The sequence below is a fragment of the Streptomyces sp. NPDC085937 genome, assembly GCF_044540535.1.
Lineage (GTDB): Bacteria > Actinomycetota > Actinomycetes > Streptomycetales > Streptomycetaceae > Streptomyces.
In genome coordinates this window covers 119,574-146,274 of record NZ_JBITSH010000004.1, presented here as the reverse complement: position 1 = coordinate 146,274, position 26,701 = coordinate 119,574, and the positions used below count along the sequence as shown (strand labels likewise).

The window sequence follows — 26,701 nt, the reverse complement described above, 5'->3', positions numbered from 1 at the left end:
GTGGGCGTGCGGGGCCTCAGGCCGTGGACTTGGTGCCGTCGGAGAGGGCGCCGTCCTTGTCGTCGGGCTCCGCGAAGTTGACCCGCCCCATGTGCCGGCTCATCGACTTCATCAGCCCCCAGACCGCCAGGGCCATCACCGCGAACACGATGAAGCCGAGGACACCGGGGGTGACCTTGTCCTCGTCGAACTCCGCGGCGAGGGGGACCAGGTGGGTCATTGCCAGGCTTGCGCTTGCGCTCATGTCAGCCATTGTCCCGGATGCCCGCGAAGAGGTCGTCCTCGGGGAGGGAGGTGTCCACGAGCGACTTCGCGAGCTCGTACTCCTCGGTGGGCCAGACCTGCTTCTGGAGGTCCAGCGGCACCCGGAACCAGCCCCCGTCGGGGTCGATCTGCGTGGCGTGCGCGATCAGCGCCTTGTCCCGGATCTCGAAGAAGTCGGCGCACGGCACGTGCGTGGTGAGCGTGCGCTCCTTGCGCTCGAACTCGTCCCACCGCTTCAGCCAGTCCCCGTACGGCGACTCCAGACCGCGGTCCAGCATGGCCTGGTGCAGCGCCTCGGTGCGGGGACGGTTGAAGCCCTGGTTGTAGTAGACCTTCAGCGGCTGGAAGGCCGGGCCGAACTCGTCCTCCGGGTACTTCTCGGTGTCCGCCGCCCCCTCGAACGCCACCATCGTGATCTTGTGGGTCATGATGTGGTCGGGGTGCGGGTAGCCGCCGTTCTCGTCGTAGGTGGTGATCACCTGCGGCCGGAAGGAGCGGATCTTGCGGACCAGCTCACCCGCCGCCTTGTCGACGTCCTCCAGGGCGAAGCAGCCCTCCGGCAGCGGCGGCAGCGGGTCGCCCTCGGGCAGACCCGAGTCGACGAAGCCCAGCCACTCCTGCTTCACACCGAGGATCTCGCGGGCCTCGTCCATCTCCTTCTTGCGCACTTCGTGGATGTGCTCCTCGATGTACGGGTCCCCCTGGAGCTTGGGGTTGAGGATGGAGCCGCGCTCCCCGCCCGTGCAGGTCACGACCAGCACGTCCACCCCCTCGGACACGTACTTCGCCATGGTGGCCGCGCCCTTGCTCGACTCGTCGTCGGGGTGGGCGTGCACGGCCATCAGTCGCAGCTGGTCAGTCAAGACTCAATCCTCAAGTCGTGGGCCGCCCTGGGTACGGCGGCGCAGTCGCAGGCTTCTATAGTGACGGAACCGGGGGGCGAAAAATTCCGGAGCGCCGCTCCCGGGGACGGTCCGGGGACGCCGGTCCCTTCCTGCCGAGGAGACGATCATGAGTACGTCGAGCACGCGGCTGCCCGAGGGCCGTTACGGCCGCTCCTCGGACCAGCGTGCCGACCGCACCCTCAAGGTCGTCGGCGGGGTGCTCGCCGTCCTCTTCGTCGCGCTGATCGGCTGGTTCGGCTACCACTACGTCGCCCAGAACGAGATCAGCGGCGAGCTGATCGGCTTCGAGGTCGGCGAGGACGCGGTCAAGGTGCACCTGGAGGTGCACAAGGACGCGGGCGTCGTCGGCTACTGCACCGTGCGCTCCCAGGCCGAGGACGGCGCCGAGGTCGGCCGCGCCGACTTCCGCTTCGGCGAGGACGCCACCCGCGTCGACCAGGTCGTCACCCTGCGCACGACCTCCCGCGGCACCAGCGCCGAGCTCGTCGGCTGTCACGCCGAGTGACGTGGCGGGGAATACCCAGTCATTGACCTGCGCCGACGGGAATTCGTGCGCTTATGTCCTCCCCCTGCGGGCACTGAATTGTTAGGCTCGTGGTTTCGCCCGTCCCCGGGGGTCCATTCTTCCGGGTAGGGCGATGCTTTGTATTCCCAGTACCTACGAGGAGCACCTGTGACCCAGACCAGCGAGAACGTCACCTGGCTGACCCAGGAGGCGTACAACAAGCTCAAGGACGAGCTTGAGTACCTTACTGGTCCCGCGCGCTCGGAGATCGCCGCCAAGATCGCCGCCGCGCGCGAGGAGGGCGACCTGCGTGAGAACGGCGGGTACCACGCGGCCAAGGAGGAGCAGGGCAAGCAGGAGCTCCGTGTGCGCCAGCTCACCCAGCTCCTCGAGAACGCCAAGGTCGGCGAGGCCCCCGCGGCCGACGGCGCGGTGGCGCCGGGCATGGTCGTGACGATCGCCTTCGACGGTGACGAGGACGACACGCTGACCTTCCTGCTCGCCTCCCGCGAGTACGCGAGCTCCGACATCGAGACCTACTCGCCGCAGTCCCCGCTGGGCTCCGGTGTGATGGGCCACAAGGTCGGTGAGGACGCGGAGTACGAGCTGCCCAACGGCAAGAAGGCCTCGGTGAAGATCCTGAAGGCCGAGCCCTACAGCGGCTGACCCGCCTCACGCGAGTCCCCACGAGCCCCCGGCGCCCTCGGCGCCGGGGGCTTTCGTCATGCGGCGGCCGAGCGGTACTTACGGACGGCCAGCGTGCGGAAGACGGCGATGATCAGGATCGAGTAGATCACCGACGCCCACACCGGGTGCTGCATGGGCCAGGCGTCCGAGGTGGAGACGCCCGGGTTGCCGAACAGTTCGCGGCAGGCCTGGACGGTGGCGCTGAACGGGTTCCAGTCCGCGATGTGCCGCAGCCAGGGCGTCATGTTGCTGGAGTCCACGAACGCGTTCGACACGAACGTGACCGGGAAGAGCCAGACCAGTCCGCCGGAGGTGGCCGCCTCGGGGGTGCGGACCGACAGGCCGATGACCGCGCCGATCCACGTGAACGCGTACCCGGTGAGGAGCAGCAGTCCGAACGCGCCGATGACCTCGCCGATGCTGGTGTGGGTGCGCCACCCGACCAGCAGGGCGACGACGGCGAGCACGAGCAGGGTGAGCGCCGTCTGCACCATGTCGGCGAGGGTGCGGCCGGTGAGCACCGCGCCCCGCGCCATCGGCAGGGAGCGGAAACGGTCGATGAGCCCCTTGTGCATGTCCTCGGCGATGCCCGCGCCGGCCCCCGCGGTGGCGAAGGTGACGGTCTGGGCGAAGATGCCGGCCATCAGGAACTCGCGGTAGACCTGCGGGCTGGTGCTGCCGCCGATGTCCATGGAACCGCCGAACACGTACGAGAAGAGCACCACGAACATGATCGGCTGGATCAGCCCGAAGATGACCACCTCGGGGATGCGCATCATGCGGATCAGGTTGCGCTTGGCGACGACCAGCGAGTCGCGGATCGACTGACCGATGGCGTTGCCGGGCGCCGCGACCCGCACGGCGTCGGTGACGGCACTCACTTCGCGGCCTCCTCGTCCTGGCGCTGTCCGCGTCCCTTGCGTCCTTTGCGTCCCTCGGCCCCTCCGGCTCCCTCGGCCTCGGTGGAGCCCGCGCCGGTGCGCGGCGCGTCGCCGCCCTCGCCGTCCCCGCTCTCGGCGACGTGACCGGTGAGCGAGAGGAAGACGTCGTCGAGGGTGGGGCGGCGCAGTCCGATGTCGTCGATCTCGATGCCGTCGGCGTCGAGCTCGCGGATGATCTCGGCGAGGAGCTTCGCGCCGCCGGAGACCGGCGTGGTGATCTTGCGCATGTGCTCCTCGACGGTGGTGTCTCCCTGACCGAGCCCGCGCAGGCTGTACTTGTCGAGCAGGGCGGCCGCGGCGCGGATGTGCTCGCGTTCGTGCACCACGACCTCGACGCGCTCGCCGCCGGTGCGGGCCTTGAGCTGGTCGGAGGTGCCCTGGGCGATGACCCGGCCGTGGTCGACGACCGCGATGTCGTGCGCGAGGTGGTCGGCCTCCTCCAGGTACTGCGTGGTGAGCAGCAGGGTCGTCCCGCCGGAGACGAGCTGCTTGATCACCTCCCACAGCTGCTGGCGGTTGCGCGGGTCGAGGCCGGTCGTCGGTTCGTCCATGAACATCACGGGCGGGGAGACGACCAGGGCGGCGGCGAGGTCGAGGCGGCGGCGCATGCCGCCGGAGTAGGTCTTCGCGGTGCGGTCGGCCGCGTCCGCGAGGTGGAACTGCTCCAGCAGTTCGTCCGCGCGGGCCCGGGCCGCCTTCGCCTTCATCTGGTAGAGCTGCCCGACCATCTGGAGGTTCTCCCGGCCGGTCAGGTACTCGTCGACGGCGGCGAACTGGCCGGACAGGCCGATCGAGCGGCGTACGGCGTCGGGCTGCTTCAGCACGTCGAGGCCGGCGACGACGGCCTTTCCGCTGTCGGGCCGCAGGAGGGTGGTGAGACAGCGGACGGTGGTGGTCTTGCCCGCGCCGTTCGGCCCGAGCAGCCCCAGGACGGTGCCCTCCGGGACCTCGAGGTCCACCCCGTCCAGTGCCCTAACGTCGCCGAAGGTCTTCACCAGGCCTTCGGCATAAATGGCGCCTGGCATATGAATCTCCACGTCATCGTGATACTTCGGGAAAGCCTAGGTTGGTGCGCCGGTGTCCGCTGGAGTTTTCCGCCCGGCACGGCAGTGGGGCGTCAGCGGCCGGGCCGCGACACGCGACACACCATAACGCGATGTATCGCGTCTCTCAATGGGATTACCCGAAGGGGTGAAGCCGCTTCCGGCGTCAGCCCGTCACCGTGTAACCCGCCTCGCGCAGGGCCTGTTCGACCTCGGCGCAGTGCGCCGGGCCCTTCGTCTCCAGGTGCAGCTCGACCTCCGCCTCCGTGAGCCCGAGCCGCGGATCGGTCCGTACGTGACTCACGTCGAGGACGTTGACGTCGACCACTGACAGCGACCCGAGCAGCGAGGCGAGGGCACCCGGCCGGTCGGTCAGCCGCAGCCGTACGGCCAGGTAGCGGCCCTGCGCCGCCATGCCGTGCCGCAGCACCCGCTCCATCAGCACCGGGTCCACGTTGCCGCCGGACAGCACCGCGACGACCGGGCCCTCGAAGGCGTCCGGACGGCTCAGCAGCGCCGCGACCGGGCTCGCCCCGGCCGGTTCGACGACCATCTTGGCCCGCTCCAGACACAGCAGCAGCGCGGCCGACAGCTCGTCCTCGGTGACCGTGCGGACCTCGTCCACCAGCTCGCCGACCAGCTCGAACGGCACGTCGCCCGGCCGCCCCACCTTGATCCCGTCGGCCATCGTCACCGGGTGGCCGAGGGTCACCGGACGCCCGGCGGCCAGCGACGGCGGATAGGCGGCCGCGCCCGCCGCCTGCACCCCCACGATCCGCACGTCGGGCCGCAGCGACTTCACCGCGACCGCGATCCCGGCGGCCAGCCCTCCCCCGCCGACTCCGACGACGATCGTCCGCACCTCGGGGCACTGCTCCAGGATCTCCAGTCCCACCGTGCCCTGGCCGGCGATGACGTCCGGGTGGTCGAAGGGGTGGATGAACACCGCGCCCGTCTCATGCGCGTACTCCTGGGCCGCGGCCAGCGACTCGTCGACCACCTGGCCGTGCAGGCGCACCTCGGCGCCGTACTCCCGGGTCGCGCTGATCTTCGGCAGCGGGGCGCCCTTGGGCATGAACACCGTGGAGCGCACCCCGAGCAGCGACGACGCCAGGGCCACGCCCTGCGCGTGGTTGCCGGCGCTCGCCGCGACGACGCCCGCGGCCCGCTCCTCGGGGAGCAGCCCGGCGATCCGCACGTACGCGCCGCGCAGCTTGAACGACCCGGTCCGCTGGAGGTTCTCGCACTTCAGCAGCACCGGGGCGCCCACCTGCCGGGAGAGGTGCCGGCTGCCTTCCAGCGCGGTCGTGCGGGCCACCCCGGAGAGCATCTTGTGAGCGCCGCGCACGTCGTCGAGAGTGACGGTGCGCAGCCGGCCGGCCGTGCTGTAGCTCATGCCTCCAGCATCGCAGTTCGCCGGGCGCGACGGCCGGTGTGACCAACCCGCGGACGACCGCTTTGCACAGCCCCGGTACGGTCCGCGCCCCGGCCGCGTACCCTGTCGTCCCATCAGCAGCCCATCACGAAGTGAGCCCCCCGCCATGCCCACAACACCTGAAATGTCGATGGACATGACGACCGATCTGACGGCGGTCGGTGACACCGGTCTTCTCGACACTCTGCAGCACGAGGTGGCGCTCTTCGCCCGCCGCGCGGAACAGACCCGGCTCGGCGGGGTCGGCCAGGTGCGCAACTCCATGGACCGCGCCGCCTACCTGCTGCTCAACCGTCTCGACAAGGAAGGGCCGATGGGTGTCAAGGCGCTCGCGGCCAGCATGGGGATCGACTCCTCCACGGTCACCCGGCAGGTGGCGCCGCTCGTCGACACCGGCCTGGTCACGCGCACCTCGCACCCGGAGGACGGGCGCGCGGTCGTGCTCCAGCTGTCCCCGGGCGGACAGGCCCGCCTGGAGGAGGTGCGCGCGTCACGACGCCAGCTGATGGCCGAGCTGACCGGCGACTGGGCGCCCGAGGAGCGCGAGGCGTTCTGCACGCTCCTCACCCGGTTCAACGGCGCGCTGTCCTCCCGGATGTCCGCCCAGGACCGGGGCGACTCCTGATCCACCGAAAGCGGTGACCGGACCTCCCCGGCCGCCCGGAGGCGCGCCGGCCGTGGCGGAGGGCCCGCCTTGGCCCCTGCGCGCCCCTTGACCGGGAGGCACGCCCTGGCCTGATATGTGGAGGGGGTCCCTGTCCGCGGCGCGGTGGGGGACCGGCTCTCTCCGGGGCTACGGGAGGTGCGGGTGCGACCACGGAATGCGCTCGACGACGTCCGCGCCCAGGAGTTCCGGGCGTACGTCGCGGGCGCGGGCGGGCGGCTGCTGCAGACCGCGACCCTGCTCACCGCCGAGCCCCCGGACGCCAACCCGCGGGCGCGGCGCCTGCTGACCCTGGCCCTGGCCCGTACGTACGCCTGCTGGGACGGGCTGCACGGCGAGGATCCGTACGACCACACCCGCCGGTATCTGGTGACGCGGTTCGCGCTGAGTGCCTGGCACCGGCACGGCGCGCTCCGTCCGCGGCCCCGCGCCGGCGGCCCGCTGGCCGTGCTGACCGCGCAGCAGCGTCTGGTCCTGGTGCTGCGGCTGCACGAGGGCATCGCCGAGGAGCAGACCGCGGCGATGCTGGGGCTGCCCCTCGATCGCGTACGGGCCGTGCACGACCGCGCGATGGCGGCCGTGCTGCGTCCGCCGCCCCGCCCCGCCCCGGCACCGGTACGCGTCGACACGGTGCCGTCATGACCGGGGAGGCCGGATGAACCGGTCGGAACGCGAGGCGCGCGTACGGCGGCTGATGGAGCGGGTACCGCCGGTCGTGCCGCCCGACCTCGCCGTGGACGCCGTGCGGCGCGGCGCCCGCAGGGAGCGGCGCCGCACCCTCGCCCGCCGCGCCCTGTGGCTGCTGCTGTGCGCGGCGACGGTGGCGTTCGTGGTGTGGGCGCTCACGGTCCGGCCGTGGGTGGAGCCGCCGTCCGAGACGACCCCACCCCTGACCGGCTGGTGAGACCGACCAGCGGCTGACCGGCTGGTGGGACCGGCTAGCGGCCCAGCGCCTGCTGGAGGTCCTCCAGGAGGTCGTCGACGTTCTCGATGCCGACGGACAGGCGCACCAGGTCGGCCGGCACCTCGAGCTGCGAACCGGCGACGGACGCGTGCGTCATCCGCCCGGGGTGCTCGATCAGCGACTCGACGCCGCCCAGCGACTCACCGAGGGTGAAGACCTTGGCGCGGTTGCAGACCTCGACCGCCGCCTCCTCGCCGCCCTCGACGCGGAAGGAGATCATGCCGCCGAAGGCGCGCATCTGCTTGGCGGCGACCTCATGACCGGGGTGCTCGGGCAGGCCCGGGTACAGCACGCTCGTCACGCGCGCGTGACGGCTGAGCATGTCGGCCACGCGCGTGGCGTTCTCGCTGTGCCGGTCCATGCGCACCGAGAGCGTCTTGGTGCCGCGCAGCACCAGCCACGAGTCGAAGGGGCCGGCGACCGCGCCCATCGCGTTCTGGTGGAACGCCAGCTCCTCGCCCAGCTCCGCGTCGGCGGTGATCAGGGCGCCGCCGACGACGTCCGAGTGGCCGCCCATGTACTTGGTCAGGGAGTGCACGACGACGTCCGCGCCGAGCGCGAGCGGCTGCTGCAGGTACGGCGTGGCGAAGGTGTTGTCGACGACCAGCCGCACGCCGGCGTCCCGGGCCACCTGGGCGACGGCGGCGATGTCGGTGATGCCGAGCAGCGGGTTGGAGGGGGTCTCCACCCAGATGACCTTGGTCTTGGGGGTGATCGCGGCCCGCACGGCTGCCGGGTCGGAGGTGTCGGCGACCGACCACTCCACGCCCCAGCGGGCGACGACCTTGGCGAACAGGCGGAACGTGCCGCCGTAGGCGTCGTTCGGGATGACCACGTGGTCGCCGGGGGCGAGCAGCGTGCGCAGCAGGCAGTCCTCGGCCGCCAGCCCGGACGCGAACGCGAGCCCGCGGCGTCCGCCCTCGAGGGCGGCCAGGTTCTCCTCCAGCGCGGTCCTGGTCGGGTTGGCGCTGCGGCTGTACTCGTAGCCGCCGCGCAGGCCGCCGACGCCGTCCTGCTTGTAGGTGGACACCTGGTAGATCGGCGGGACGACCGCGCCCGTCAGGGGGTCGGCGGTGTTGCCCGCGTGGATCGCGAGCGTCTCGAAGTGCTGACTGATGTGCCTGTCGCTCATGGGCCCGAGGGTAGTGCGCGCGGCGGGGTCATGACGTCCGCGGCCTGCCGGACGGGGCGGAGGGGCGCCCCGGAGGGCGGATGCCAGGGTTTTTCCACAGGTTCGGGCACCGGGTTGGCCATCGGGTGGCGTGGTCTGGTTCGCTTGTGGCATGGAGATTCTGTGGGTGCTGATCGCGCTCGTCATGCTGTTCGTCGTGGTGACGCCGTTCCTCAGGCGTCGGCGCGGCGCGGTGGGCCTGGTCCCGCCCGGCCACCCGGACGCGGCCGACCCGGCGAACTACGGCTTCGCGCTCCAGGAGGAGCTGGACGTCCGCATGCCCGGACCCGACCAGGACCTGCTGGACGTGCTGGACGTGGTGCAGCGCACCCAGGACCACCGCGCGGCGCAGCAGCTGCTGGCCGGCACGGCGGCGGACGGCGAGGCGCGCTGGCAGCGGATCCAGGCCTTCGCGGGTGCCGCGTCCCTGGAGCTGGCGCAGCGGCCCGGCGGTGTCTCCGAGGCGCCCGGCGGCCAGTGGCTGCGGGTGTGGCGCACGGAGGCCCCGAAGGACGCGGGCGGCGCCGCGGTGCACGCCGAGTTCCTGGTGCAGCAGGCGTGGCGCACGGCAGCGCCCGGCACGGACGAGTTCCGGATCATCATGGAGGAGGCGAAGGCGGCGTGCGGCGAGGCGGCGCTGCTGGCCCCCGGTGACCCGGTGCCGTACATCGTGGAGCTGTCGGTGGCCCGCGGGCTCGGTTATCCGCGGCAGGAGTTCGAGCAGGTCTGGCTGAAGATCCTGGACCGCGCCCCGGCGCACATGGGCGCGCACCTGGCCGCGCTGCACTATTGGTGCGAGAAGTGGCACGGCTCCCGGGCTGAGGCGTACGCGTTCGCGGAGGCCGCGGCGGCGCGGGCGCCGCAGGGATCCCTGCTGGCCGCGATGCCGCTGTTCGCGGTGTTCGAGCACCTCCCGGAGGTGAATCTGGTCTCCGGCTTCTACCAGAGCGAGGTCGTCACCCGGGCGATCCACGGCGCGCTGCACGCGGTGCACTCGGCCCGCCCCGACGACCCGATGCTGGCGCACGTGCGCCACATGCTGGTGTTCTTCCTGGTTCGCGCCGAGCGCTGGGCCGAGGCGATGAACCAGCTCATACACGTCGACGGCCATGTGGGCGCCCTGCCCTGGACCCTCTCCGCCGACCCGGCGGCCGAGTTCGCGGTCCACCGCGCGCTGGCCGTCGCCGGCTACGAGGCGAACGGCGGCAGCCCGGCCACGCTGCCGCACTGACGTCAACACCCGCGCGACGCCCCGGCGTTTGTCCGTATTTTGCCCCGTCCGCACCCATATTCTTGACCCCTGCGAGGTCGGCGCCGGCCTCGGGTCGAGGAGTCGGATGTGGCGAACGTACGGGTCTACGAACTGGCCAAGAAGGTCGGGGTCGACAGCAAGGTCGTCCTGGACAAGATGACCGAACTGGGCCACTTCGTGCGGTCGGCGTCGGCCACGATCGAGGCGCCTCTGGTGCGGGAGCTGATCGACGCGCTCGGTGCCGTGCACGAGCGCATGCCGGAGCAGCGCGCGTCGGAGCCCCGGTCATGTCCGGGACCGCCGCCGGCCGGTTCGGTGCTGCGCCCGCAGCACCACGAGTGGGACCCCACGTCCCGCTGGAAGCCGCTGCAGCCCTTCGACCCGCGCCGGGTGGGGCCGTACACCGTGCTGCGGCGGATCGGCAGCGGGTCGATGGGCCGGGTGTTCCTCGGCCAGTCCCCTGCCGGCCGGCTGCTCGCCGTCAAGGTCGTCAAGGAGGAGCTGGCCGACGACCTGGAGTTCCGCAGGCGCTTCCAGCGGGAGGTCGCCGCGGCGCGGGGCGTGAACGGTTTCTACGCGCCCCCCGTCGTGGACGCGGACACCGGCGGGGACATCCCCTGGCTGGCCACGGCGTACGTCTCGGCGCCCTCCCTGAGGGACCTCGTGGACGCGTGCGGGCCGCTGCCCCTGAAGGCGCTGCGCTGGGCGGCCGCCCAGCTGGTCGAGGCGCTCCGGTCGGTGCACGCCGCGGCGATCGTGCACCGGGACCTCAAACCGTCCAACGTGCTGGTGGGCGTCGACGGCCTGCGCGTGATCGACTTCGGGCTGGCCCTGGCGGCCGCCGCCGCGGCCAGCAAGCTGACGGTCGCCCACGCCACCCTCGGCACCCCCGCCTACATGTCGCCCGAGCAGGCCATGGACGCCCGGAAGGTGACGCCGGCCAGCGACGTGTACGCGCTGGGCGCCGTGCTGGTCTTCGCCGCGTCCGGGCACAGCCCCTACCCGGGCGGTGATCCCGTCCGCACGATGATCCGCATGCAGACCGAGGCGCCCGACCTCAGCGGCGTACCGGAGGCGTTCGTGGACGTCGTGGCGCCGTGCCTGCGCCGGGACCCCGCCGGGCGCCCGGAGCTGGACGAGCTGCTGGACCGTCTCGCGCGGGACATGGAACCGGGCCCGGACGGGATGTACCGGCCGTCGGAGCTGCTGCCGCCGGCGGCCTTCGAGTTCCTCGGCCTGCAGGACGTGTGAATGCGGGACGTGTGAATGCGGGACGTGTGACCGGCCCGCCGTGACCTCCCCGTGGCGGCACCCCCGCCGCGACGCCCCACGACGTGACACCCCCCGTCGGCTTCCGACGAACGGAGCAAGAGTGCAGGAAGTCATCTACCTGTCCGACCGGAAACTCTCGCAGTTTCTGCCCGGACTGCGGTCCGCCTGGCCCCGGCAGCGGGTCAGCGTCTCCACGCCGTTCGGCGGGATGGAGGTCGACCCGTCGCCCGGTCCCGCGTCCGACCTGTGGGGCAGGCATCTGCAGCGGGTGGTGCGCCGGGTGCAGGAGTCGGCGCGCTGGTACACGGAGTCGGGGACTCGGCCGGGGCAGTGGATCGCCTTCGAGGCCCCGCTGAACTACTTCGTGCTCGAGGGCGCGGACCCGTCCATGGTGTTCTTCGCGGACGCCCCCGCGGCGAACCGGCCCGTCCGGCTGCTGCTGCACGGCTCCCGCGAGCACCTGATCGCGGGACCGCTGCCGCGCGTCACCGACAAGACCATGGAGTCCGGCGCCCTGGTGCGCGACCTCCTCGGCTCCGACGCCAGCGCGCCCGGGGCGCTGCTCGCCGCCCTCTCCGACGACCTCGGCGCCGGACCGGACGGACGGCGCCCCTCGCTCGTCACCGCGCTGCGCGGCCTGATGGCCCGCATCGACGCGCAGACGCATCCGGAGATGGCGGCGTCGATGCGGGGTTACGCCCGCGTCACCACCGGGTTCACCGCCACCGACGGCGCGGGCCTGCTCGTCGCCAGCCCCCTCTACGTCGAGTACGACGACCCCGCCTGACCCCCGGGGGGCCGGGCGAGGTGTCCCTGGGCGCCTCGCCCGCCCGGGCCCGCGGGCCCCGTACCCCACGACGCCGGGCCACGGACGTACACCTCCCGCCGACACCGCACACGCGACGCCAGGCCGGTGAGCCGCGCCGTCACATCGGCGCACGCCCTGCCCGGGCGACGTCCACCCGGCGCCCAGGGAGGCCGGGGATGCCGGCCGCCCCCGTCGTCCGTGGCGCGGGACGGCCGCGCAGTGCCGTCACGCGGTTCGCCGGCGACGAGGGGAACTTCGGCGGCGGTCCGGCCCGCGCGTCGAGCGTGGGGCGGACCGCCGCGTCGGGCCGCCTCGCGGCGGCGCGCCGCTCAGATCGTCGCCGTGTCGATCACGAAGCGGTAGCGGACGTCGCTGTTCTCGACGCGCTCGTAGGCCTCGTTGATCTCGGACGCGGCGATCAGTTCGATCTCCGCGCCGATGCCGTGCTCGGCGCAGAAGTCCAGCGTCTCCTGGGTCTCGGGGATGCCGCCGATCATCGAGCCGGCCAGCGACCGGCCGCCGCCGATCAGCGAGAACAGGTTGAGGGACACCGGCTCCTCGGGGGCGCCGACGTTCGCCAGGGTGCCCTCGGGCTTGAGCAGCGACAGGTACGCGCCGAAGTCCAGCGGGGCGGACACGGTCGACACGATCAGGTCGAAGGAACCCCGCAGTTCCTCGAAGGTCTTCGGGTCGCTGGTGGCGTGGTAGTGGTCGGCGCCCAGCCGCAGCCCGTCGTCCTTCTTGCGCAGGGACTGCGACAGCACCGTCACCTCGGCGCCCATCGCGTGCGCGAGCTTGACGCCCATGTGGCCGAGGCCGCCCATGCCGACGATCGCGACCTTGCGGCCCGGTCCGGCGCCGAAGCGCTTCAGCGGGGAGTACAGGGTGATCCCGGCGCACAGCAGCGGCGCGGCGACGTCGAGGGAGAGGCCGTCCGGGATGCGCACGACGAAGTTCTCGTCGACGACGACCTTCTCGGAGTAGCCGCCGTAGGTGGGCTCGCCGTCCCGGCCGACACCGTTGTACGTCGGGGTCTGGCCCTGGAGGCAGTACTGCTCCTTGCCGGCCAGGCACATCTCGCACTCGCGGCAGGAGTCGACCATGCAGCCGACGCCCACCCGGTCGCCGACCTTGAACCGGGTCACGCCGGGGCCGACCTCGGACACGACGCCCGCTATCTCATGGCCGGGCACCATCGGGAAGATCGCCTCGCCCCAGCCCTCGCGGACCTGGTGGATGTCCGAGTGGCAGATCCCGGCGAACTTGATGTCGATCAGCACGTCGTGCTCGCGCACCGCGCGCCGTTCGATGGTCGTGCGCTCCAGGGGCGCCTTCGCGGCGGGCGCGGCGTAGGCGGCGACAGTGGTCATACGAAGTTTCTCCTCCTCGAGGGGTGTGCGCCCGGTTCCTGCTCCGTCCGGGTCCGCACAGGGTCCAGCCTGCGACAACGGACGGCGCGTACCCAGACTTCCTGGTTGTGTACGCACGCTGTGCGTACCACTGGCGGGGACAGGCTGGCGTGCGTACGAACGGGCACCATGGACACATGGACGAGCAGACCGGCGAACCGGCCGCCGCCCCGGGCGGCGGCCTGGACCCCCGTGCCGAGCTGAGCGAGTTCCTGCGCACCCGCCGGGCCCGCCTGAAGCCGGAGGACGTGGGCCTGCCGGACGTCGGGCGGCACCGCAGGGTGCCGGGCCTGCGCCGGGAGGAGCTGGCCCAGCTCGCCGGGGTGTCCGTGGCGTACTACACGCGCCTGGAGCAAGGCAACGGGCGGAACGTCTCGGTGGAGGTGCTGGACGCGATCGCCCGCGCGCTGCGGCTGAACGACGCCGAGCAGGCGCACCTGGCGAACCTCGCGTGGCCCGGCCGGCACCGCAGGCGGCCGGCGCCCCGCAGCCGGCAGGCCCGCCCGGCGTTGCGGCAGCTGCTGGACGCCATGGAGACGGTTCCGGCGTACGTGGTGGGGCGGCGCTCGGAGATCCTCGCCTGGAACCCGATGGCCGCCGCGCTCTTCGGGGACTGGAGCCGGCTGCCGGCGCAGGAGCGGAACTGGGCCCGGCTGGTCTTCCTCGACCCGGGCTACCGGGACCTGTTCGTGGAGTGGGACCAGAAGGCCTGCGACATGGTCGCCTACCTGCGCATGGACGCGGGCCGGCGGCCCGACGACCCCTTGCTGGCCTCGCTGGTCGGCGAACTGTCGGTGAAGAGCGAGGAGTTCCGCAGACTGTGGGCCCGGCACGACGTCAAGGAGAAGAGCCACGGCGTCAAGCGCCTGCGGCACCCTCTGGTCGGTGAACTGACGCTGCTGTGGGAGTCGTTCCGCCCGGCCGGCGAGGCGGAACAGTCGCTGGTCACGTACTTCGCGGAGGCGGGGTCGGCGTCGGCCGAGGCGCTGCGCCTGCTGGGCAGCTGGAACGCGGACGCGCTGCCGTCGGAGAGGCGGACGGCGGCCGGCTGAGGGACGGGAACGGCCCGCGGGAAGCGTGTCGCTTCCCGCGGGCCGTCCGGGACCACCTCGCTTCCCGCGGGCCGTCCGTGACCCGTGCGCCGTGACGGCGCCGGGGTCAGGCCTACTTGCCGAAGTAGGCGTTGTGGACCGTGATCGTGGACGCGTTGCCCTTCTTGTCCGTGATCCTGGCGCGGAAGGAGATCGCCTTGCCCTTCGAGGGGTTCTTGACGGTGATCCTCCCCTTCGCGACCGTGGTCTTCTTCCAGGTCTTGCCGCCGTTGTAGGAGACGTACACCGCGAGGGACTTGAGGTTCTTGCCCTTGGCGGCGCCCTCCACGACGACCGGGAAGGTGGCCTTCTTGCCGGCCGCGACCTTGCTGTCCAGCCCCGTGGCCGCGACGAACCGGGCCGAGGAGACGGGCAGCTGCCTGGTGCCGGAGACCTTCTTGGAGCGGAAGGTCCAGCTCGCGTCGACGCGGGTGGACACGGCGGCGAGCTTGGCGCTGCGCTTCACCGAGGCGGTCAGCCGGTACGCGGCGTCACCGGAGGGGACCTTGAAGCTCTCGTATCCGGACAGCGGGTCCTTGAGCGAGCCGACCTTCTTGCCGTTGCGGTGGAGGGTCGTGACGGCGGACGTGAAGTCCGTCGAACCCGCGTGGCCCTTGCCGTCGGCGAACAGCGGGATCATGCCGTAGAGGGTGTCGCCCTCGCGGAAGACGCCGTAGCCCGCGGCGAGACGGGGACCGAAGACGGCCGTGTTGACGGTCTCCTTGTAGGTTTTGCCTCCCTTGTAGGCCTTGCTCGCGCCGATCAGGTAGCCGGCCTCGTGAAGGGGCCAGCCGTCCGCGTCGTGGCCGCCCTGCTGCTCGAAGTCGAGGTCCCACTTGACGCCGTTCACCGTGGACAGGTGCAGGGTGCGGGTGGCGGGCAGCTTCTGCGCCTGTCCGAAGCCGGACGCGCCCTCGCTGCCGGGCAGCCGGCCGAACGCGCTGACGGAGCCCTCCTTGCCCTTCGCCGCCGCGCCCATGGCGACCTTGACCGTGGCGAAGTCCTTCGCCCGGTAGTTCCTGGTGAAGCCGGTGGCCAGCTTCTTCACCTTGCCGCCGGTGACGGTGCTGTACTGCTCCTTGCCGCCCTTGCTGTAGTGGGCGTCCCACTGCTGGAGCAGCGTGCCGTCGGTGACCTGCGGGCCGAGGTGGGCGGAGCGGAAGCCGGCGAACGAGTCCAGCCACCAGCCGAACCCGGACGAGCCGTCCTCGGTCTCCAGGGTGTAGTCGGCCGAGGCGAACTCGGGCCGGGCGCCCTTGACCGGCAGGGTGACGTCGACCGGCTTGGCCTTGCGGGCGTCCACCGTGACGGTGGTGTTCTTCGTGACGTCCAGCTTCGGCTGCGCGATCCAGTCGGCGCCCCGCCACTTCTCCGGGTCGGAACCGACGAGCACGCTGGCGTCCAGGACGTAACCGCCCCGGGGCACGCGGACGGTGACCGCGCCGTCCGCCTCGTACGGCATGTAGCCGCGGCCCTCGGCCGGACCGGACAGGCCCGCCAGGAAGGTCGTGTAGTTCGAGGCCGGCTTGCCCGCGCGGTCGAGGAACTTCAGCGTGAGGTCGTAGGACTCGACCTCGCGCTCCACCGCGGCCGCGGTGCGCACGCTCTGGCCGCCGCCGGTGGCCACGACGTACGCCGAGTAGGCGCCGTCGACGGTGCCGCCGAGCCGGGTGTCGGCGATGACGTCGACGGAGGCCGTGCCGCCCGCCGGGACGGTCACGGTGGTGGCGCCGAGGGTGAAGAACCCGGCCGGCGCGGCCTTGCCCCTGGGGTCGGTGGCGGTGGACGTCAGCTTCAGCGTGACGTCCTCGGTGCCGAGGTTGCGGTAGGTGACCTGACGGGTGACCGGCTTGTCGTCGGTGTGCGGCCACTGCTGCACACCGAAGCTCAGCGACACCGGCTCGGCGATGACGGTCTGCGTGATCGCCTTGTCCACCTGGATGCGGCCCGAACCCTGCTCGAAGGGGGTGTACGTGCCGCCCTTGGTGGAGCCGGTGAGCGCGCCCTTCAGCTCCGCCGAGGTCCACTCGGGGTGCTGCTGCTTCAGGATCGCCGCGGCGCCCGCGACGTGCGGGGTGGCCATCGACGTGCCGGAGATGGTCATGTACCCGGCCGGCTTCTCGCCGACCTCCTTGGCGATCTCGTTGCCCTTCGCCGAGGCGGCCGTGATGTCCACGCCCGGGGCGGTGACGTCCGGCTTGACGGCTCCGTCGCCGACACGCGGGCCGGTGGAGGAGAACTCGGCGAGCTTGTCCTTGTCGTCGACGGCGCCGACGGTGAGGGCGGCGTCCGCGCTGCCGGGCGAACCGATCGACTGCGGGCCCTCGTTGCCGGCCGCGACGGCGAACAGGATGCCCTTCTCGGCGGACAGCTTGTCGACCGCGGCCTCCAGCGGGTCGACCTCCGGGGTGTCCATGCCGCCGAGGCTCATGTTGACGATGTCGGCGCCCTGCGCGGCCGCCCACTCCATGCCGGCGAGGATCTCGGAGTCGTCACCGAAGCCGCCGTCGTCGAGGACCTTGCCGTTGAGGATCTTCGCGCCGGGCGCGACCCCCTTGTACAGGCCCTTGGACCGGGCGCCCGTGCCCGCCGCGATGGACGCGACATGGGTGCCGTGGCCGACCACGTCCCCGGCGGTCGGGGCGGTGGTGAAGTTCTTGGCCGCGGTCACCTGGCCCTTGAGGTCCGGATGATCGGCGTCCACGCCGGTGTCCAGGACGGCGATCTTGACGCCCTTGCCGTCGAAGCCGGCCGCCCACGCCTTCGGGGTGCCGATCTGTCCGACCGACGTGTCCAGGGACGCCTTACGGACCCCGTCGAGCCAGACGTGGGCGATCCCGGAGGCGGTACGGTCCCCGTCGGTGACCGCGTCCCACAGTTCGGTGGTGTCCTCGTGCGGCGCCTGCACCGCGTCGGCGTTCAGCGACGTGAGGCTCCGGCGGACCGTGCCCGCGTCGCGGACCTCGGCCTTGGCGGCCCGCGCGCCGCCCTGGTAGCCGACGATGACCTTCAGACCGCGCTTGTGCGCGTCGCGGGTCGCCGCCTTGTTCAACTCGGTGACGTCGAACAGCCTTTGGTCCAGCTTGCCGGTGGCGACCAGCCGGGCGGCGTCCGCCGGGATCACCAGCGTGTGGCCGTCGGTACGGCGCACCTGGACGGGTATGTGCTCCCGGCCCTCGGCCCGTTCCAGGCCCACCACGCGGCCCTTGGCGTCCACCGCGACCCGGTCACCCGTGACGAGGGTGATCCGGTGCTTGCCCTTCGGCGCGGCCGCACTCGTCGACGAGCCGGCCGTGCCCTCCCCGTGGGCCGACGCCGGGCCGGCCATGCCCGCCGCGAGCGCGACGGCGGTCGCCGTGGCGATCGTGGCGGCGCACGCCCTTTTCACTTGTCTGCGCAAGGTTCCCCCTAGCGAAGTCGCCGGGTGGCGGAAGCATCACCCGGCCGGGGGTGGTCTCGTACGCCTGCGCGCACCCCCCGGTGCTCGGAGTATGCCGAGGGGTGATCAAGCGGCTCAAGGGCGATCGGCGGAGGTCGCGAAGTCGCCGGGCGACTGTGATGTCACCGCCGGAACTCCGTTACGCGATCGCGTGGTTGGGGACATCGGGACGGGTGTCGCGAGAACGGCCGATGCCCCCGTCGCCGCTCCCGGAGGAGGGGACGAGGGCATCGGCCGTCGTGGTGTGGGGTGTTCCGCCGAGGGAGGGTGGATCAGGCCTCGGAGCCCGCCTTCCACTGCTCCCAGCTCATGTTCCAGCCGTTGAGGCCGTTGTCCGGGGCGATGGTCTTGTCGCCGGTGTTCTGCACGACGACCACGTCACCGACGATCGAGTTGTTGTAGAACCAGGCGCCCGGGGTGCTCGGGTCGTTCGCTCCCTTGGCGTCGGCCAGACCCACGCAGCCGTGGCTGGTGTTGACGCTGCCGAAGATGGACTTGGCGCCCCAGTAGTTGCCGTGGATGAAGGTGCCGGAGGTCGACAGACGCATGGCGTGCGGCACGTCCTTGATGTCGTACTCGCCCTTGCCGTCGTCGTCGGTGAAGCCGACCGTGGCGCCGTTCATCCGGGTCTCCTTGAACTTCTCGGAGATCACCATCTGGCCCTCGTACGTCGTGTTCTCGGGCGCGCCGGCGGAGATCGGGATGGTGCGGACGACCTTGCCGTTCTGCGTGACCTTCATCTGCTTGGTCTTGGCGTCGACGTAGGAGACCTGGTTACGGCCGATCTTGAAGGTGACCGTCTTCTGCTGGACGCCGTAGACGCCCTCGGCGCCCTCGACCCCGTCGAGCGCCAGCTTCAGGGTGACGGTGGAGCCCTCCTGCCAGTACTGCTCGGGACGGCAGTCCATGCGGTTGGCGTTGAACCAGTGGCAGGCGACCTCCTGGCCGCTGGTGGAGGAGACGGTGATCCCCTTCTGCACGGCGGCCTTGTTGGTGATCGCCTTGTCGAAGTTGATCGACACGGGCATGCCGACGCCGACCGTGGTGCCGTCGTCCGGGGTGAAGTTGCCGATGAAGCTGTTGGCCTGGGAGACCGTGGTGAAGGAGGCGTTCTCGTGGGCGACGAGGCCCTCGGCGTCCTGGGCGGTGGCGGTCAGCTTGTAGGTGGTGGCGCGCTCGAGCTGGCCGCTGGGCTTCCAGCTCTTCTTGTCGGCCGATATCTCACCGGAGACGGCGGTGCCGTCGGCGGTGGTCATCGTGACCTCGGTGAGCGTGCCCTTGTCGACGGTCACGGTGGCCGAGTTGTTGATGGAGGCGTTGGCCGAGCCGTCCTTCGGCGTGATCTTGATCTGCGCCTCGGAGGACTTCTGGGCCGCCGCCTCGTCGACCTGGGCCTGCGAGGTGTCCTTGCCGTCGGCGCCCGAGGCCTTGTCGTCCCCTCCGGAACACGCCGAGAGCACCAGCACTCCGCCGAGCAGAGCGGACGCGGCCGCCAGACCCCTGCGCCGCCGCTTACCGTCCGTCATCACACGCTTCTCCATCGTTGCCAGAATCCCAACCCCACGAGGCCCCGGCGGGAGCCGAGGCGCCTCGTCCACAAACTTCAACGCTACGACCGGGTGATCCGGTTCCCCGAAGCCCACGCGTGTGGGACTCACCACGTCCGCCGGTGCGGACGGCGGGAACGCCGGTCAGTGCGCCGATTGAGACGTGCCGATCCCGGGTGGCGGTTGCCTCCCGGGGTCAACATTTCGCCAAGTCGCGTCAGTATTTCCCCAAGTCGCGTCAGCCGCTTCGGCCCGCCCGGTCCTCGTCGTCGTAGGACTCGTCGTGGAACTCGTCCTCATCCTCGTCGTCGACGTCCCATTCCGGCGAGTCCGGGTCGTAGTCGATCCGCTCACTGCTCCAGGAGGCCTGGTGCAGTTCCACCCCGGCCATCCCTTCGACCAGCCCGAACGGGTCCACGAGATGAGCCAGGGCTTCCGCTGTGTCCTCTGTCACAGTCCTTTCCGCGTGCGCCCGTTCCGCGTCCGGCAGGTCCTCGTCGTCCGCGATTCCCCGCAGCGCGGCGCCGGTGACCGCCTCCGCGTCGTCGATCTCGAGGACCAGCTCCACGCGAAGCCGGACAAACCGTGATGTCTCTGGAGTGCTCATGCCCGGAGCGTACGGGGACCGGCGCCCGTGACTTTCCCGTGACCCGCGCCGTTCACTACCATCACCCCACACGGCCAATTCGCCAGCGCCACAAGGGGATCGATATTCCGTGTCATCCGCGCTCCGTCCGTTGCTGACCGCCACCGCCGCGGGCACGCTGCTGTGCGCCCTGTGGTTCGTCCCGTCCGCGAACGCCACCTCGGACACCCCGGCGGACAACGCTCCGTCGGCGAGCCCGTCCCCGCAGGTCACCGAGCAGGCGAGAGGGGTGTCGGCGGCCACGTCGGCGTCACTGGAGAGCACCGCCCAGGAGGTCCGCCTCGCGGACACGGGCAGCTTCGACAGCACCCCGTACATCGTCGGCGGCACGGCCTTCCTGGCCATGGGCGCCGGCTTCGTCGTCTACTCCGTCCGCCGGGAGTGCCTGGAGTTCTGAGGGTCTTCCCCACGGCGTACCGGGGCCCCGCGGACGCGTCCGCGGGGCCCCGCCGTTTCAGCGCAGCGGTCCGGTGACCCGCTCCACGGCCGCCACCAGCCGCCCGTCCCGTACGAACGTCTCCGCGGCGGCGAGGTCGGGGGCCAGATACCGGTCGGGGCCGGGGCCGCCCACGCCCGCCTCCCGCAGCGCCTTCAGCACCTCCCGCGTCGCCGGGGCGGGGGTGAGCCCCTCGCGCAGCTCCACGGCCCGGGCGGCGGCGTACAGCTCGACGGCGACGACCCGGGTCAGGTTGTCGACGGCCGTGCGCAGCTTGCGCGCCGCCGACCAGCCCATGGAGACGTGGTCCTCCTGCATCGCGGAGGACGGGATGGAGTCCGCGGACGCCGGTACGGCCAGCCGCTTCAACTCGCCGACCAGCGCGGCCTGCGTGTACTGCGCGATCATCAGCCCGGAGTCGACACCGGCGTCGTCGGCGAGGAAGGGCGGCAGTCCGTGGCTGCGGTTCTTGTCCAGCAGCCGGTCGGTGCGGCGCTCGGCGATGGAGGCGAGGTCGGCGACGGCGATGGCGAGGAAGTCCAGGACGTAGGCGACCGGCGCGCCGTGGAAGTTGCCGTTGGATTCCACCCGCCCATCGGGCAGGACGACCGGATTGTCGACGGCGGCGGCGAGTTCGCGTTCGGCGACCAGCCGGGCGTGCGCCAGGGTGTCCCGTCCGGCGCCGGCGACCTGCGGGGCGCAGCGCACCGAGTAGGCGTCCTGGACGCGGGGCGCGTCGTCCTGGTGATGTCCCGTCAGGCCCGAACCGTCCAGCACGGCCAGCATGTTGGCGGCGCTGGCGGCCTGCCCCGGGTGGGGGCGGATGGCGTGCAGTTCGGGGGCGAGCACCTTGTCGGTGCCGAGCAGCGCCTCCATGCTGAGGGCGGCGGTGACGTCGGCGGACTTGTAGAGGAGGTCGAGGTCGGCGAGGGCCAGGACCAGCATGCCGAGCATGCCGTCGGTGCCGTTGAGGAGGGCGAGCCCTTCCTTCTCCCGCAGGACGACGGGGCGGATGCCGTGGGCGGCGAGCAGTTCGCCGGCCGGCCGCACCACGCCGTCGGGCCCCTCGGCCTCCCCCTCGCCCATCAGGGTGAGCGCGCAGTGCGAGAGCGGGGCGAGGTCACCGGAGCAGCCGAGGGAACCGTACTCGTGCACCACCGGGGTGATCCCGGCGTTGAGCACGTCGGCCATGGCCTGCGCGACCTCGGGGCGGACGCCGGTGCGGCCCGAGCAGAGGGTCTTCAGACGCAGGAACATCAGGGCGCGGACGACTTCGCGCTCCACCCGCGGCCCCATGCCGGCGGCGTGCGAGCGGACGATGTTGCGCTGCAGCTGAGCGCGGAGTTCCGGGCTGATGTGCCGGGTCGCCAGGGCGCCGAAGCCGGTGCTCACCCCGTAGACGGGGTCCGGCTTGGCGGCCAGGGCGTCCACGATCTCGCGGGCCGCGGCGAGGGCGGCCACCGCCTCGGCGGACAGGTCGACGCGTGCGTCGTCGCGCGCCACGGCCAGCACGTCGGACGCGGTCACGTCCGCCGTCCCCACCACCACAGTGTGCATATCCATATTCAGGAGCCTACGCAGTGAATTCCGCGCTGTCACCACCGGATCGGGGCCGCGCCCCTTACCGCTACGGCGCGTGCCCACCGGTTCGGGAGAGGCACGCACCCGTACCGCTACGGCGCGTGCCTCCCGCGGAACCGGCGGCGCTCCCCGTCCGTCTCCCGCGACGGCGCGTCCGCGAGCCGCACCACGGGATCGTCCGGCCCCTCCCGCCCGGCCACCACGGGGTGCGCGGCCCGCTCGGCCTTCGCCCGGTACTGGGCGGCGTCGGCCAGCCGGAACAGCCGCCGGGCGGAGCGCACCGGCCCGATGGGGTCCTCCGTGGACGCCACCCCGCACGCGACGCCGTCCCCGATCCCCAGCTCCACCGCCCGCCGGCACACCTCGTCGGCCGCCTTGACGACCTCGTCGGCCGACGGACCCACCGCCAGCAGGCAGAACTCGTCCCCGCCGAGCCGCGCCGCCAGCGCCCCCGGCAGCATCGCCCCGCACAGCGAGAGCACGGTCCCGAACCGCTCCAGCAGCCGGTCGCCCACGGAGTGCCCGAGCGTGTCGTTGACCCGCTTCAGCCCGTTCACGTCGCACACCACCAGGCTGACGACGGCCCCGTCCCGCCGGTGCCGCTCCACCGCCTCGTCCAGCCGGGAGTCCACGGCACGCCGGTTGGCCAGCCCGGTCAGCGAGTCCGTGAACGCCAGCCGCCGCGCCTCCTCCAGCCGCTCGGTCTGCGCGATGCCCGCCGCCACCACGGAGGCCAGGACCGTCGCGAAGTCGGCGTCGCCACGCCCGAAGACCGGCTCGCCGACCGGCCGGGCCACGTACAGCTCGCCCCACGCCCGCCCGTGCAGCACGATCGGCGCGACCACGCAGCAGCCGCGCCCGCGCCGCCTCAGTGCCGCGACCCGCTGGTGGCAGTATCCGGCGCTGCCCTCCTCGGGACCCTGCGCGGTCTCCACCCAGGCGTCGGGCTCACCCCCGCCCGCCCACTGCTCGTGCAGGAACTCGGTGATCTCGGCGAACTGGTGCACCGGGTACGACTCGTCCTCGGGGAACTCCTCCTCCCCTTCGGCCAGCTCCCCGACGTTCACCAGCACCCGCAGCCGCCCGAGCTCCCGCTCCCACACGGACAGCGCGGCGAAGCTCCCGGCCAGCGCCCGGCGGGCCCCGCCGGCGGCGGCCCGCCACGCCTCCCGCGAACTGTGCGCGGCGGCCATGCCCTGAGCCAGCGCCACCACGGCCGCCAGCCGGCTCTCCTCACCCATTCCCCCAGATTAGGGAGATTTCCTGCTTATCGAGACATCGAGGACGACGCGAGCGTCACTCCCCCGGCCATTCCGGCCGCCGCTTCTCGTTGAAGGCGGCGACGCCCTCCGCCCGGTCCCCGGAGAACGCCACCGACCGCCAGGCGGCGTCCTCGACCTCCAGCCCGGCCGGCAGGTCGAGCCCGTGCCCGAGCCGCAGCGCCCGCTTGGCCGCCCGCAGTCCCACCGGCGAGTTCCCGGCGATCCGCGAGGCCATGGCGAGCGCCTCCTCCCGGTCCCGGCCCTCCTCGACCAGCTCGTCCACGAGCCCGATCTCCCGCGCCTCCGCGGCCTCCAGCCGCCGCGCGGTGAAGATGAGCTCGGCCGCCCGGGCCGCTCCCACCCGCCGGGGCAGCAGCTGCGTGCCGCCCCCGCCCGGAATGACCCCGACGGACACCTCGGGCAGCCCCATGACGGCCGTACGGTCGGCCACGATCACGTCGCACGACAGCGCCAGCTCGCACCCGCCCCCCAGTGCGAAGCCGTGCACAGCGGCGATGGCAGGCACAGGCAACTGCAGCACCCCGGTATAAGCAGCCCGCGCCACAGGCCGCTGCCGCACGAGATCGGCGTCGCTGAACGCGTTCCGCTCCTTCAGGTCGGCGCCCACGCAGAACGCCCGCTCGTGCGACGAGGTCAGCACCACCGCCCGTACGTCCCGGTCCTCGCCCAGCGCGGCACAGGCCACGGCGATCGAGCGGGCCATCTCCGTGGACACGGCGTTCATGGCCTTCGGCCGGTCGAGGACGAGCTCCGCGACATGCCCCCGCTCGTGCCGGCGCACCAGCACGAACTCCCCGAACCGTTCCTCACTCATGACACCCTCCGGTTAACGCGGGTTAACTTCGCTCGCCCCGATCATGACAGCCAGGAGCCGCCGAGGAAAAGGGTCCACCCGTTCGAGTGACATACGCGCGACTGAGGTCCGCCGGCCCCGGGAGGCGCGTAGCGTGCGCACACCGCGGCGCGTAGGGGGCGCACGCAGGGGGAGGCAGAGCGATGACACCGGACGAGACCCGCACCGCCCTACGAGGACGCCACCGCAAGCCACGCCGGCGCCGGGCCATGCTGGCCACGGCCGTCCTGACCCTGGCCGCGGGCGCCGCCACCCTCATCCGCGTGGCCATGCCGGACGCGCCGGACGCAGGCACGTACGCGGGCCCCCGCCCCCTCGCTCCCACCAGCGCCTCGCCCCACCAGCCACCACAGGCCACCCGCACGGGAACCCCGGCACCCCCGCAGCCGAGCCCGTCCTCCCCCAAACCCCTGGGCGGCAAGGCGTCAGCCCCCCTCACACCCCCTGAAGGCAGCACCACCCCGCTCCCGTCACGCGAACCGACCGAGGAGCCGGCCTTCCAGCCCCCGCCCTCGCCGAAGCCGCCACCACCCCAGCCGACGACCGAGCCGCCACCACCGCCGCAGACGTCGTCCACCCCGCCCCCACAGGAGCCGGAGCCGGAACCGGAGGACGACGACGCCCCGTCCCTCTGCCTGCCCCTGCTCAACCTCTGCCTGGGCGGCTGAGCCGCCGCGTCACTCGGGCTCGGAGCCGTTCCGGCGGGTGAGCAGCCAGGGCTCCACCACACCGAGGCCACGCACGGGCCGCTGCCACATCGGCTGGAGCGCGAACCGGTACGAGGGCGGCTCCTCGCCCTCCTTCTCCGCCGCGGCCACCGCTTCGGCCGCCGCGGCCTCGCTGGCCGGTGCGTCACCGGTGCGGATCAGTTCCTCGGCGAAGGCGGTGTCCACGAGCACGGCGTCGCGGGGCGCCATGGAGGTGAGCCGGGACGCGAGATTGACGGTCGTACCGAACACATCGCCCATCCGGGTGGTGACCGTGCCGAAGGCCATGCCGACCCGGAGCTCCGGCATGGTGTTGTCGTTGGCCATGGTCTCGATCAGCCGCATGGCGATCTCCGCGGCGGTCCCGGCGTCGTCGGCCGCGTAGAGCACCTCGTCGCCCAGCGTCTTGATGAGCCGCCCGCCCCGCGCCGCGACCAGGTCGGCCGCGGTGGTCTCGAACGCCTCGACCAGCTCGCCGAGCTCCTCCTCCTCCATCCGGCGGGTCAGCCGGGTGAACCCCACGAGGTCGGCGAAGGCGACGGCGAGACGCCGGTCCACCATCTCCTCGTCGTCGGCGCCCTGCACGACCCGCCCGGCCGAGGCGGCCAGCTGCCGCCGCCAGACGTAGACCAGGAACTCCTCCAGCTCGGGCAGGAGCAGCTCGACGATCGGATACGTGACCTCGGTGCGGGTCATGCCGGGCTCGGGCGGCTCGGTCAGCCCCTCGAGGAAGGAATCGATCTGCCATTCGGCCAAACGCGCGGTGGTCTGCCCGGTGGACCGGGCCACCTGCACGGCCATCGCCTCGCTCAGCAGCCCCGCCTCCACGAGACCGGCGAGGCGCCGCAGAGCGAGAACGTCCGCCTCCGTGAGGGCCTTCGCCTGTCCCACGTCGGCGAAGCCCATGGCACGCCAGAAGCGGGTGGCCAGTTCCATCGTGACGCCGGCGCTGCGGGCCGCCTGGAACGGCGTGTACCGGCGCTCGGCGCCCAGGATGAGCTGCTCGAGGCGCAGAGCAAGCGGATCCTCGCCGTCGCCCTGCGCGTCCGCACCGGAACCCGAGTCGTCGACGCTCACGCGTTGCTGCCCTTCCGATCTGCCACGGCCATGTCTCGACCGGGCTCAACTCTACGGCAGGTGTGCGCCAGCTCACTCCGTCAGGTTGGGCCGTGGGTGAGGACCGGGACATGCTCACCGGACCCACGTACCTGGGTCCGCCCCAGGGATCCCTTTTCAGCCATGGCGCGGCAACGGCGGCCAAGCGGGGTGCACACACCCGGTGCCCTCACACGAACCGGCGCGGGAGCGGCCCTGGGATGCTGCGCACCCGGTACTCATGCCGGTACTCGATGCCGGTGAGGGCCGACGGGAGTCCGAGCGGCCCGGCGCTGACGGGGTGCCGCCGCACCCACCCTCCCCCACTCTCGGCTCCGCCCGAGCGGGGGGACCCCCATCGCCCTGGGGGCACCTCCCAGGCCCTTAAGGCACTGGGGGAGGCACGACTGCCCGCGGACAGCGGCGACGCGCCGCAGCGGGTGGAAGGCGATGGCCCGCCACGGCGTTCAAGTAGCCGCCCACCGTCGGGAGGGGACGGGGTGGGGGTGGGCGCCCGCAGCGGCTGGCGCGTCCGCGCCCCGCACTTCTCCAGGCGACCCGATCGCGCCAGACCGAGGACGACCGCCCCCCCCCCCGCCCCCCCCCCCCCCCCCCCCCGGGGGGCCACCCCCCCCCCCCCCCCCCCCCCCCCCCCCCGCCCCGCCCGGGCCCCCCCCCCGCCCCCCCCCCCCCCGGGGGCGCC

Annotated in this window: 25 protein-coding genes; 11 read left to right on the top strand and 14 right to left on the bottom strand. The window is 72.3% G+C overall.

Translation table 11 applies throughout. From position 1 onward, the window contains the following. Window positions 1–16: 16 nt before the first annotated feature. Together ACIF8S_RS10775 and mca are read right to left on the bottom strand one after the other, a co-directional pair. A complete protein-coding gene (locus ACIF8S_RS10775; protein WP_399998670.1) occupies window positions 17–253 on the bottom strand; it encodes a hypothetical protein in 237 nt (78 codons plus the stop codon). Continuing rightward, entirely contained in the window at window positions 246–1,127 is an 882-nt protein-coding gene (gene mca, locus ACIF8S_RS10770; RefSeq protein ID WP_399998669.1) for a mycothiol conjugate amidase Mca, read from the bottom strand. Before mca ends, ACIF8S_RS10775 begins: the two co-directional genes overlap by 8 nt. Window positions 1,128–1,275: 148 nt before the next feature. Between mca and ACIF8S_RS10765 the strand changes: the two genes are divergently transcribed. Both ACIF8S_RS10765 and greA read left to right on the top strand, forming a co-directional pair. Then, on the top strand, window positions 1,276–1,674 hold the full coding sequence (locus ACIF8S_RS10765; RefSeq protein ID WP_399998668.1) for a DUF4307 domain-containing protein: 399 nt from the start codon (window positions 1,276–1,278) through the stop codon (window positions 1,672–1,674). 168 nt (window positions 1,675–1,842) lie between these two features. Beyond that, complete coding sequence (greA, locus tag ACIF8S_RS10760; RefSeq protein WP_349797977.1) at window positions 1,843–2,340, top strand: transcription elongation factor GreA; 498 nt, start codon at window positions 1,843–1,845, stop codon at window positions 2,338–2,340. Window positions 2,341–2,396: 56 nt separating this feature from the next. Here greA and ACIF8S_RS10755 read toward each other — a convergent pair whose 3' ends face one another. The 3 genes from ACIF8S_RS10755 to ilvA all read right to left on the bottom strand — a co-directional run bounded on the left by ACIF8S_RS10755 (window position 2,397) and on the right by ilvA (window position 5,741). Then, entirely contained in the window at window positions 2,397–3,242 is an 846-nt protein-coding gene (locus ACIF8S_RS10755; protein WP_145827106.1) for an ABC transporter permease, read from the bottom strand. Further along, the gene (locus ACIF8S_RS10750; RefSeq protein ID WP_399998666.1) at window positions 3,239–4,327 is read right to left on the bottom strand and encodes an ATP-binding cassette domain-containing protein; all 1,089 of its coding nucleotides are present in this window, start codon (window positions 4,325–4,327) and stop codon (window positions 3,239–3,241) included. Before ACIF8S_RS10750 ends, ACIF8S_RS10755 begins: the two co-directional genes overlap by 4 nt. Window positions 4,328–4,511: 184 nt before the next feature. Next, the gene (gene ilvA, locus ACIF8S_RS10745; RefSeq protein ID WP_399998665.1) at window positions 4,512–5,741 is read right to left on the bottom strand and encodes a threonine ammonia-lyase; all 1,230 of its coding nucleotides are present in this window, start codon (window positions 5,739–5,741) and stop codon (window positions 4,512–4,514) included. Between the two features lie 175 nt (window positions 5,742–5,916). Here ilvA and ACIF8S_RS10740 point away from each other — a divergent pair, with 175 nt between their 5' ends. The 3 genes from ACIF8S_RS10740 (at window position 5,917) to ACIF8S_RS10730 (ending at window position 7,348) form a co-directional block, all read left to right on the top strand. Then, window positions 5,917–6,405 (top strand): MarR family winged helix-turn-helix transcriptional regulator, encoded by a 489-nt coding sequence (locus ACIF8S_RS10740; RefSeq protein WP_399998664.1) that lies wholly within the window; start codon window positions 5,917–5,919, stop codon window positions 6,403–6,405. 183 nt (window positions 6,406–6,588) lie between these two features. Continuing rightward, complete coding sequence (locus tag ACIF8S_RS10735; RefSeq protein WP_399998663.1) at window positions 6,589–7,086, top strand: sigma factor-like helix-turn-helix DNA-binding protein; 498 nt, start codon at window positions 6,589–6,591, stop codon at window positions 7,084–7,086. 13 nt (window positions 7,087–7,099) lie between these two features. Further along, a complete protein-coding gene (locus ACIF8S_RS10730; protein ID WP_399998662.1) occupies window positions 7,100–7,348 on the top strand; it encodes a hypothetical protein in 249 nt (82 codons plus the stop codon). Between the two features lie 34 nt (window positions 7,349–7,382). Here ACIF8S_RS10730 and ACIF8S_RS10725 read toward each other — a convergent pair whose 3' ends face one another. Next, window positions 7,383–8,540: a cystathionine gamma-synthase gene (locus tag ACIF8S_RS10725; RefSeq protein ID WP_145827101.1), complete on the bottom strand. Its 1,158-nt coding sequence runs from the start codon at window positions 8,538–8,540 to the stop codon at window positions 7,383–7,385. Between the two features lie 151 nt (window positions 8,541–8,691). On the opposite strand from ACIF8S_RS10725, the gene ACIF8S_RS10720 reads away from it, so the two are divergent. The 3 genes from ACIF8S_RS10720 (at window position 8,692) to ACIF8S_RS10710 (ending at window position 11,890) form a co-directional block, all read left to right on the top strand. After that, on the top strand, window positions 8,692–9,810 hold the full coding sequence (locus tag ACIF8S_RS10720) for a hypothetical protein (RefSeq protein WP_399998661.1): 1,119 nt from the start codon (window positions 8,692–8,694) through the stop codon (window positions 9,808–9,810). A gap of 108 nt (window positions 9,811–9,918) precedes the next feature. After that, on the top strand, window positions 9,919–11,082 hold the full coding sequence (locus tag ACIF8S_RS10715; RefSeq protein ID WP_399998660.1) for a translation initiation factor IF-2 N-terminal domain-containing protein: 1,164 nt from the start codon (window positions 9,919–9,921) through the stop codon (window positions 11,080–11,082). A 121-nt stretch (window positions 11,083–11,203) separates the two neighbouring features. Beyond that, window positions 11,204–11,890: an SAVMC3_10250 family protein gene (locus ACIF8S_RS10710; protein ID WP_399998659.1), complete on the top strand. Its 687-nt coding sequence runs from the start codon at window positions 11,204–11,206 to the stop codon at window positions 11,888–11,890. A gap of 350 nt (window positions 11,891–12,240) precedes the next feature. Here ACIF8S_RS10710 and ACIF8S_RS10705 read toward each other — a convergent pair whose 3' ends face one another. Next, window positions 12,241–13,281 (bottom strand): NAD(P)-dependent alcohol dehydrogenase, encoded by a 1,041-nt coding sequence (locus ACIF8S_RS10705; RefSeq protein ID WP_399998658.1) that lies wholly within the window; start codon window positions 13,279–13,281, stop codon window positions 12,241–12,243. Between the two features lie 176 nt (window positions 13,282–13,457). Here ACIF8S_RS10705 and ACIF8S_RS10700 point away from each other — a divergent pair, with 176 nt between their 5' ends. Further along, window positions 13,458–14,372 carry a helix-turn-helix domain-containing protein gene (locus tag ACIF8S_RS10700; protein ID WP_399998656.1) on the top strand — a complete coding sequence of 305 codons (915 nt, stop codon included), beginning with the start codon at window positions 13,458–13,460 and terminating at the stop codon, window positions 14,370–14,372. Window positions 14,373–14,484: 112 nt separating this feature from the next. Here ACIF8S_RS10700 and ACIF8S_RS10695 read toward each other — a convergent pair whose 3' ends face one another. The 3 genes from ACIF8S_RS10695 to ACIF8S_RS10685 form a co-directional block, all read right to left on the bottom strand. Continuing rightward, entirely contained in the window at window positions 14,485–17,799 is a 3,315-nt protein-coding gene (locus ACIF8S_RS10695; RefSeq protein ID WP_399998655.1) for a S8 family peptidase, read from the bottom strand. A 323-nt stretch (window positions 17,800–18,122) separates the two neighbouring features. Next, window positions 18,123–19,376 (bottom strand): Ig-like domain-containing protein, encoded by a 1,254-nt coding sequence (locus ACIF8S_RS10690; protein WP_399998654.1) that lies wholly within the window; start codon window positions 19,374–19,376, stop codon window positions 18,123–18,125. A gap of 259 nt (window positions 19,377–19,635) precedes the next feature. After that, window positions 19,636–20,004, bottom strand: coding sequence for a hypothetical protein (locus tag ACIF8S_RS10685; RefSeq protein WP_399998653.1), 369 nt, complete (start codon window positions 20,002–20,004; stop codon window positions 19,636–19,638). Window positions 20,005–20,113: 109 nt separating this feature from the next. Here ACIF8S_RS10685 and ACIF8S_RS10680 point away from each other — a divergent pair, with 109 nt between their 5' ends. Continuing rightward, window positions 20,114–20,440 carry an LAETG motif-containing sortase-dependent surface protein gene (locus ACIF8S_RS10680; RefSeq protein ID WP_399998651.1) on the top strand — a complete coding sequence of 109 codons (327 nt, stop codon included), beginning with the start codon at window positions 20,114–20,116 and terminating at the stop codon, window positions 20,438–20,440. A gap of 57 nt (window positions 20,441–20,497) precedes the next feature. Here ACIF8S_RS10680 and hutH read toward each other — a convergent pair whose 3' ends face one another. The 3 genes from hutH to ACIF8S_RS10665 all read right to left on the bottom strand — a co-directional run bounded on the left by hutH (window position 20,498) and on the right by ACIF8S_RS10665 (window position 24,157). Continuing rightward, complete coding sequence (gene hutH / locus ACIF8S_RS10675; RefSeq protein WP_399999012.1) at window positions 20,498–22,036, bottom strand: histidine ammonia-lyase; 1,539 nt, start codon at window positions 22,034–22,036, stop codon at window positions 20,498–20,500. A gap of 116 nt (window positions 22,037–22,152) precedes the next feature. After that, complete coding sequence (locus tag ACIF8S_RS10670; protein ID WP_399998649.1) at window positions 22,153–23,301, bottom strand: diguanylate cyclase domain-containing protein; 1,149 nt, start codon at window positions 23,299–23,301, stop codon at window positions 22,153–22,155. 55 nt (window positions 23,302–23,356) lie between these two features. Then, on the bottom strand, window positions 23,357–24,157 hold the full coding sequence (locus ACIF8S_RS10665) for an enoyl-CoA hydratase/isomerase family protein (RefSeq protein WP_399998647.1): 801 nt from the start codon (window positions 24,155–24,157) through the stop codon (window positions 23,357–23,359). Between the two features lie 182 nt (window positions 24,158–24,339). Here ACIF8S_RS10665 and ACIF8S_RS10660 point away from each other — a divergent pair, with 182 nt between their 5' ends. Next, on the top strand, window positions 24,340–24,864 hold the full coding sequence (locus ACIF8S_RS10660) for a hypothetical protein (RefSeq protein WP_399998645.1): 525 nt from the start codon (window positions 24,340–24,342) through the stop codon (window positions 24,862–24,864). Between the two features lie 9 nt (window positions 24,865–24,873). Here the strand turns inward: ACIF8S_RS10660 and ACIF8S_RS10655 are convergent, their stop codons facing one another. Then, complete coding sequence (locus tag ACIF8S_RS10655; RefSeq protein ID WP_399998643.1) at window positions 24,874–25,980, bottom strand: adenylate/guanylate cyclase domain-containing protein; 1,107 nt, start codon at window positions 25,978–25,980, stop codon at window positions 24,874–24,876. Window positions 25,981–26,701 lie beyond the last annotated feature (721 nt).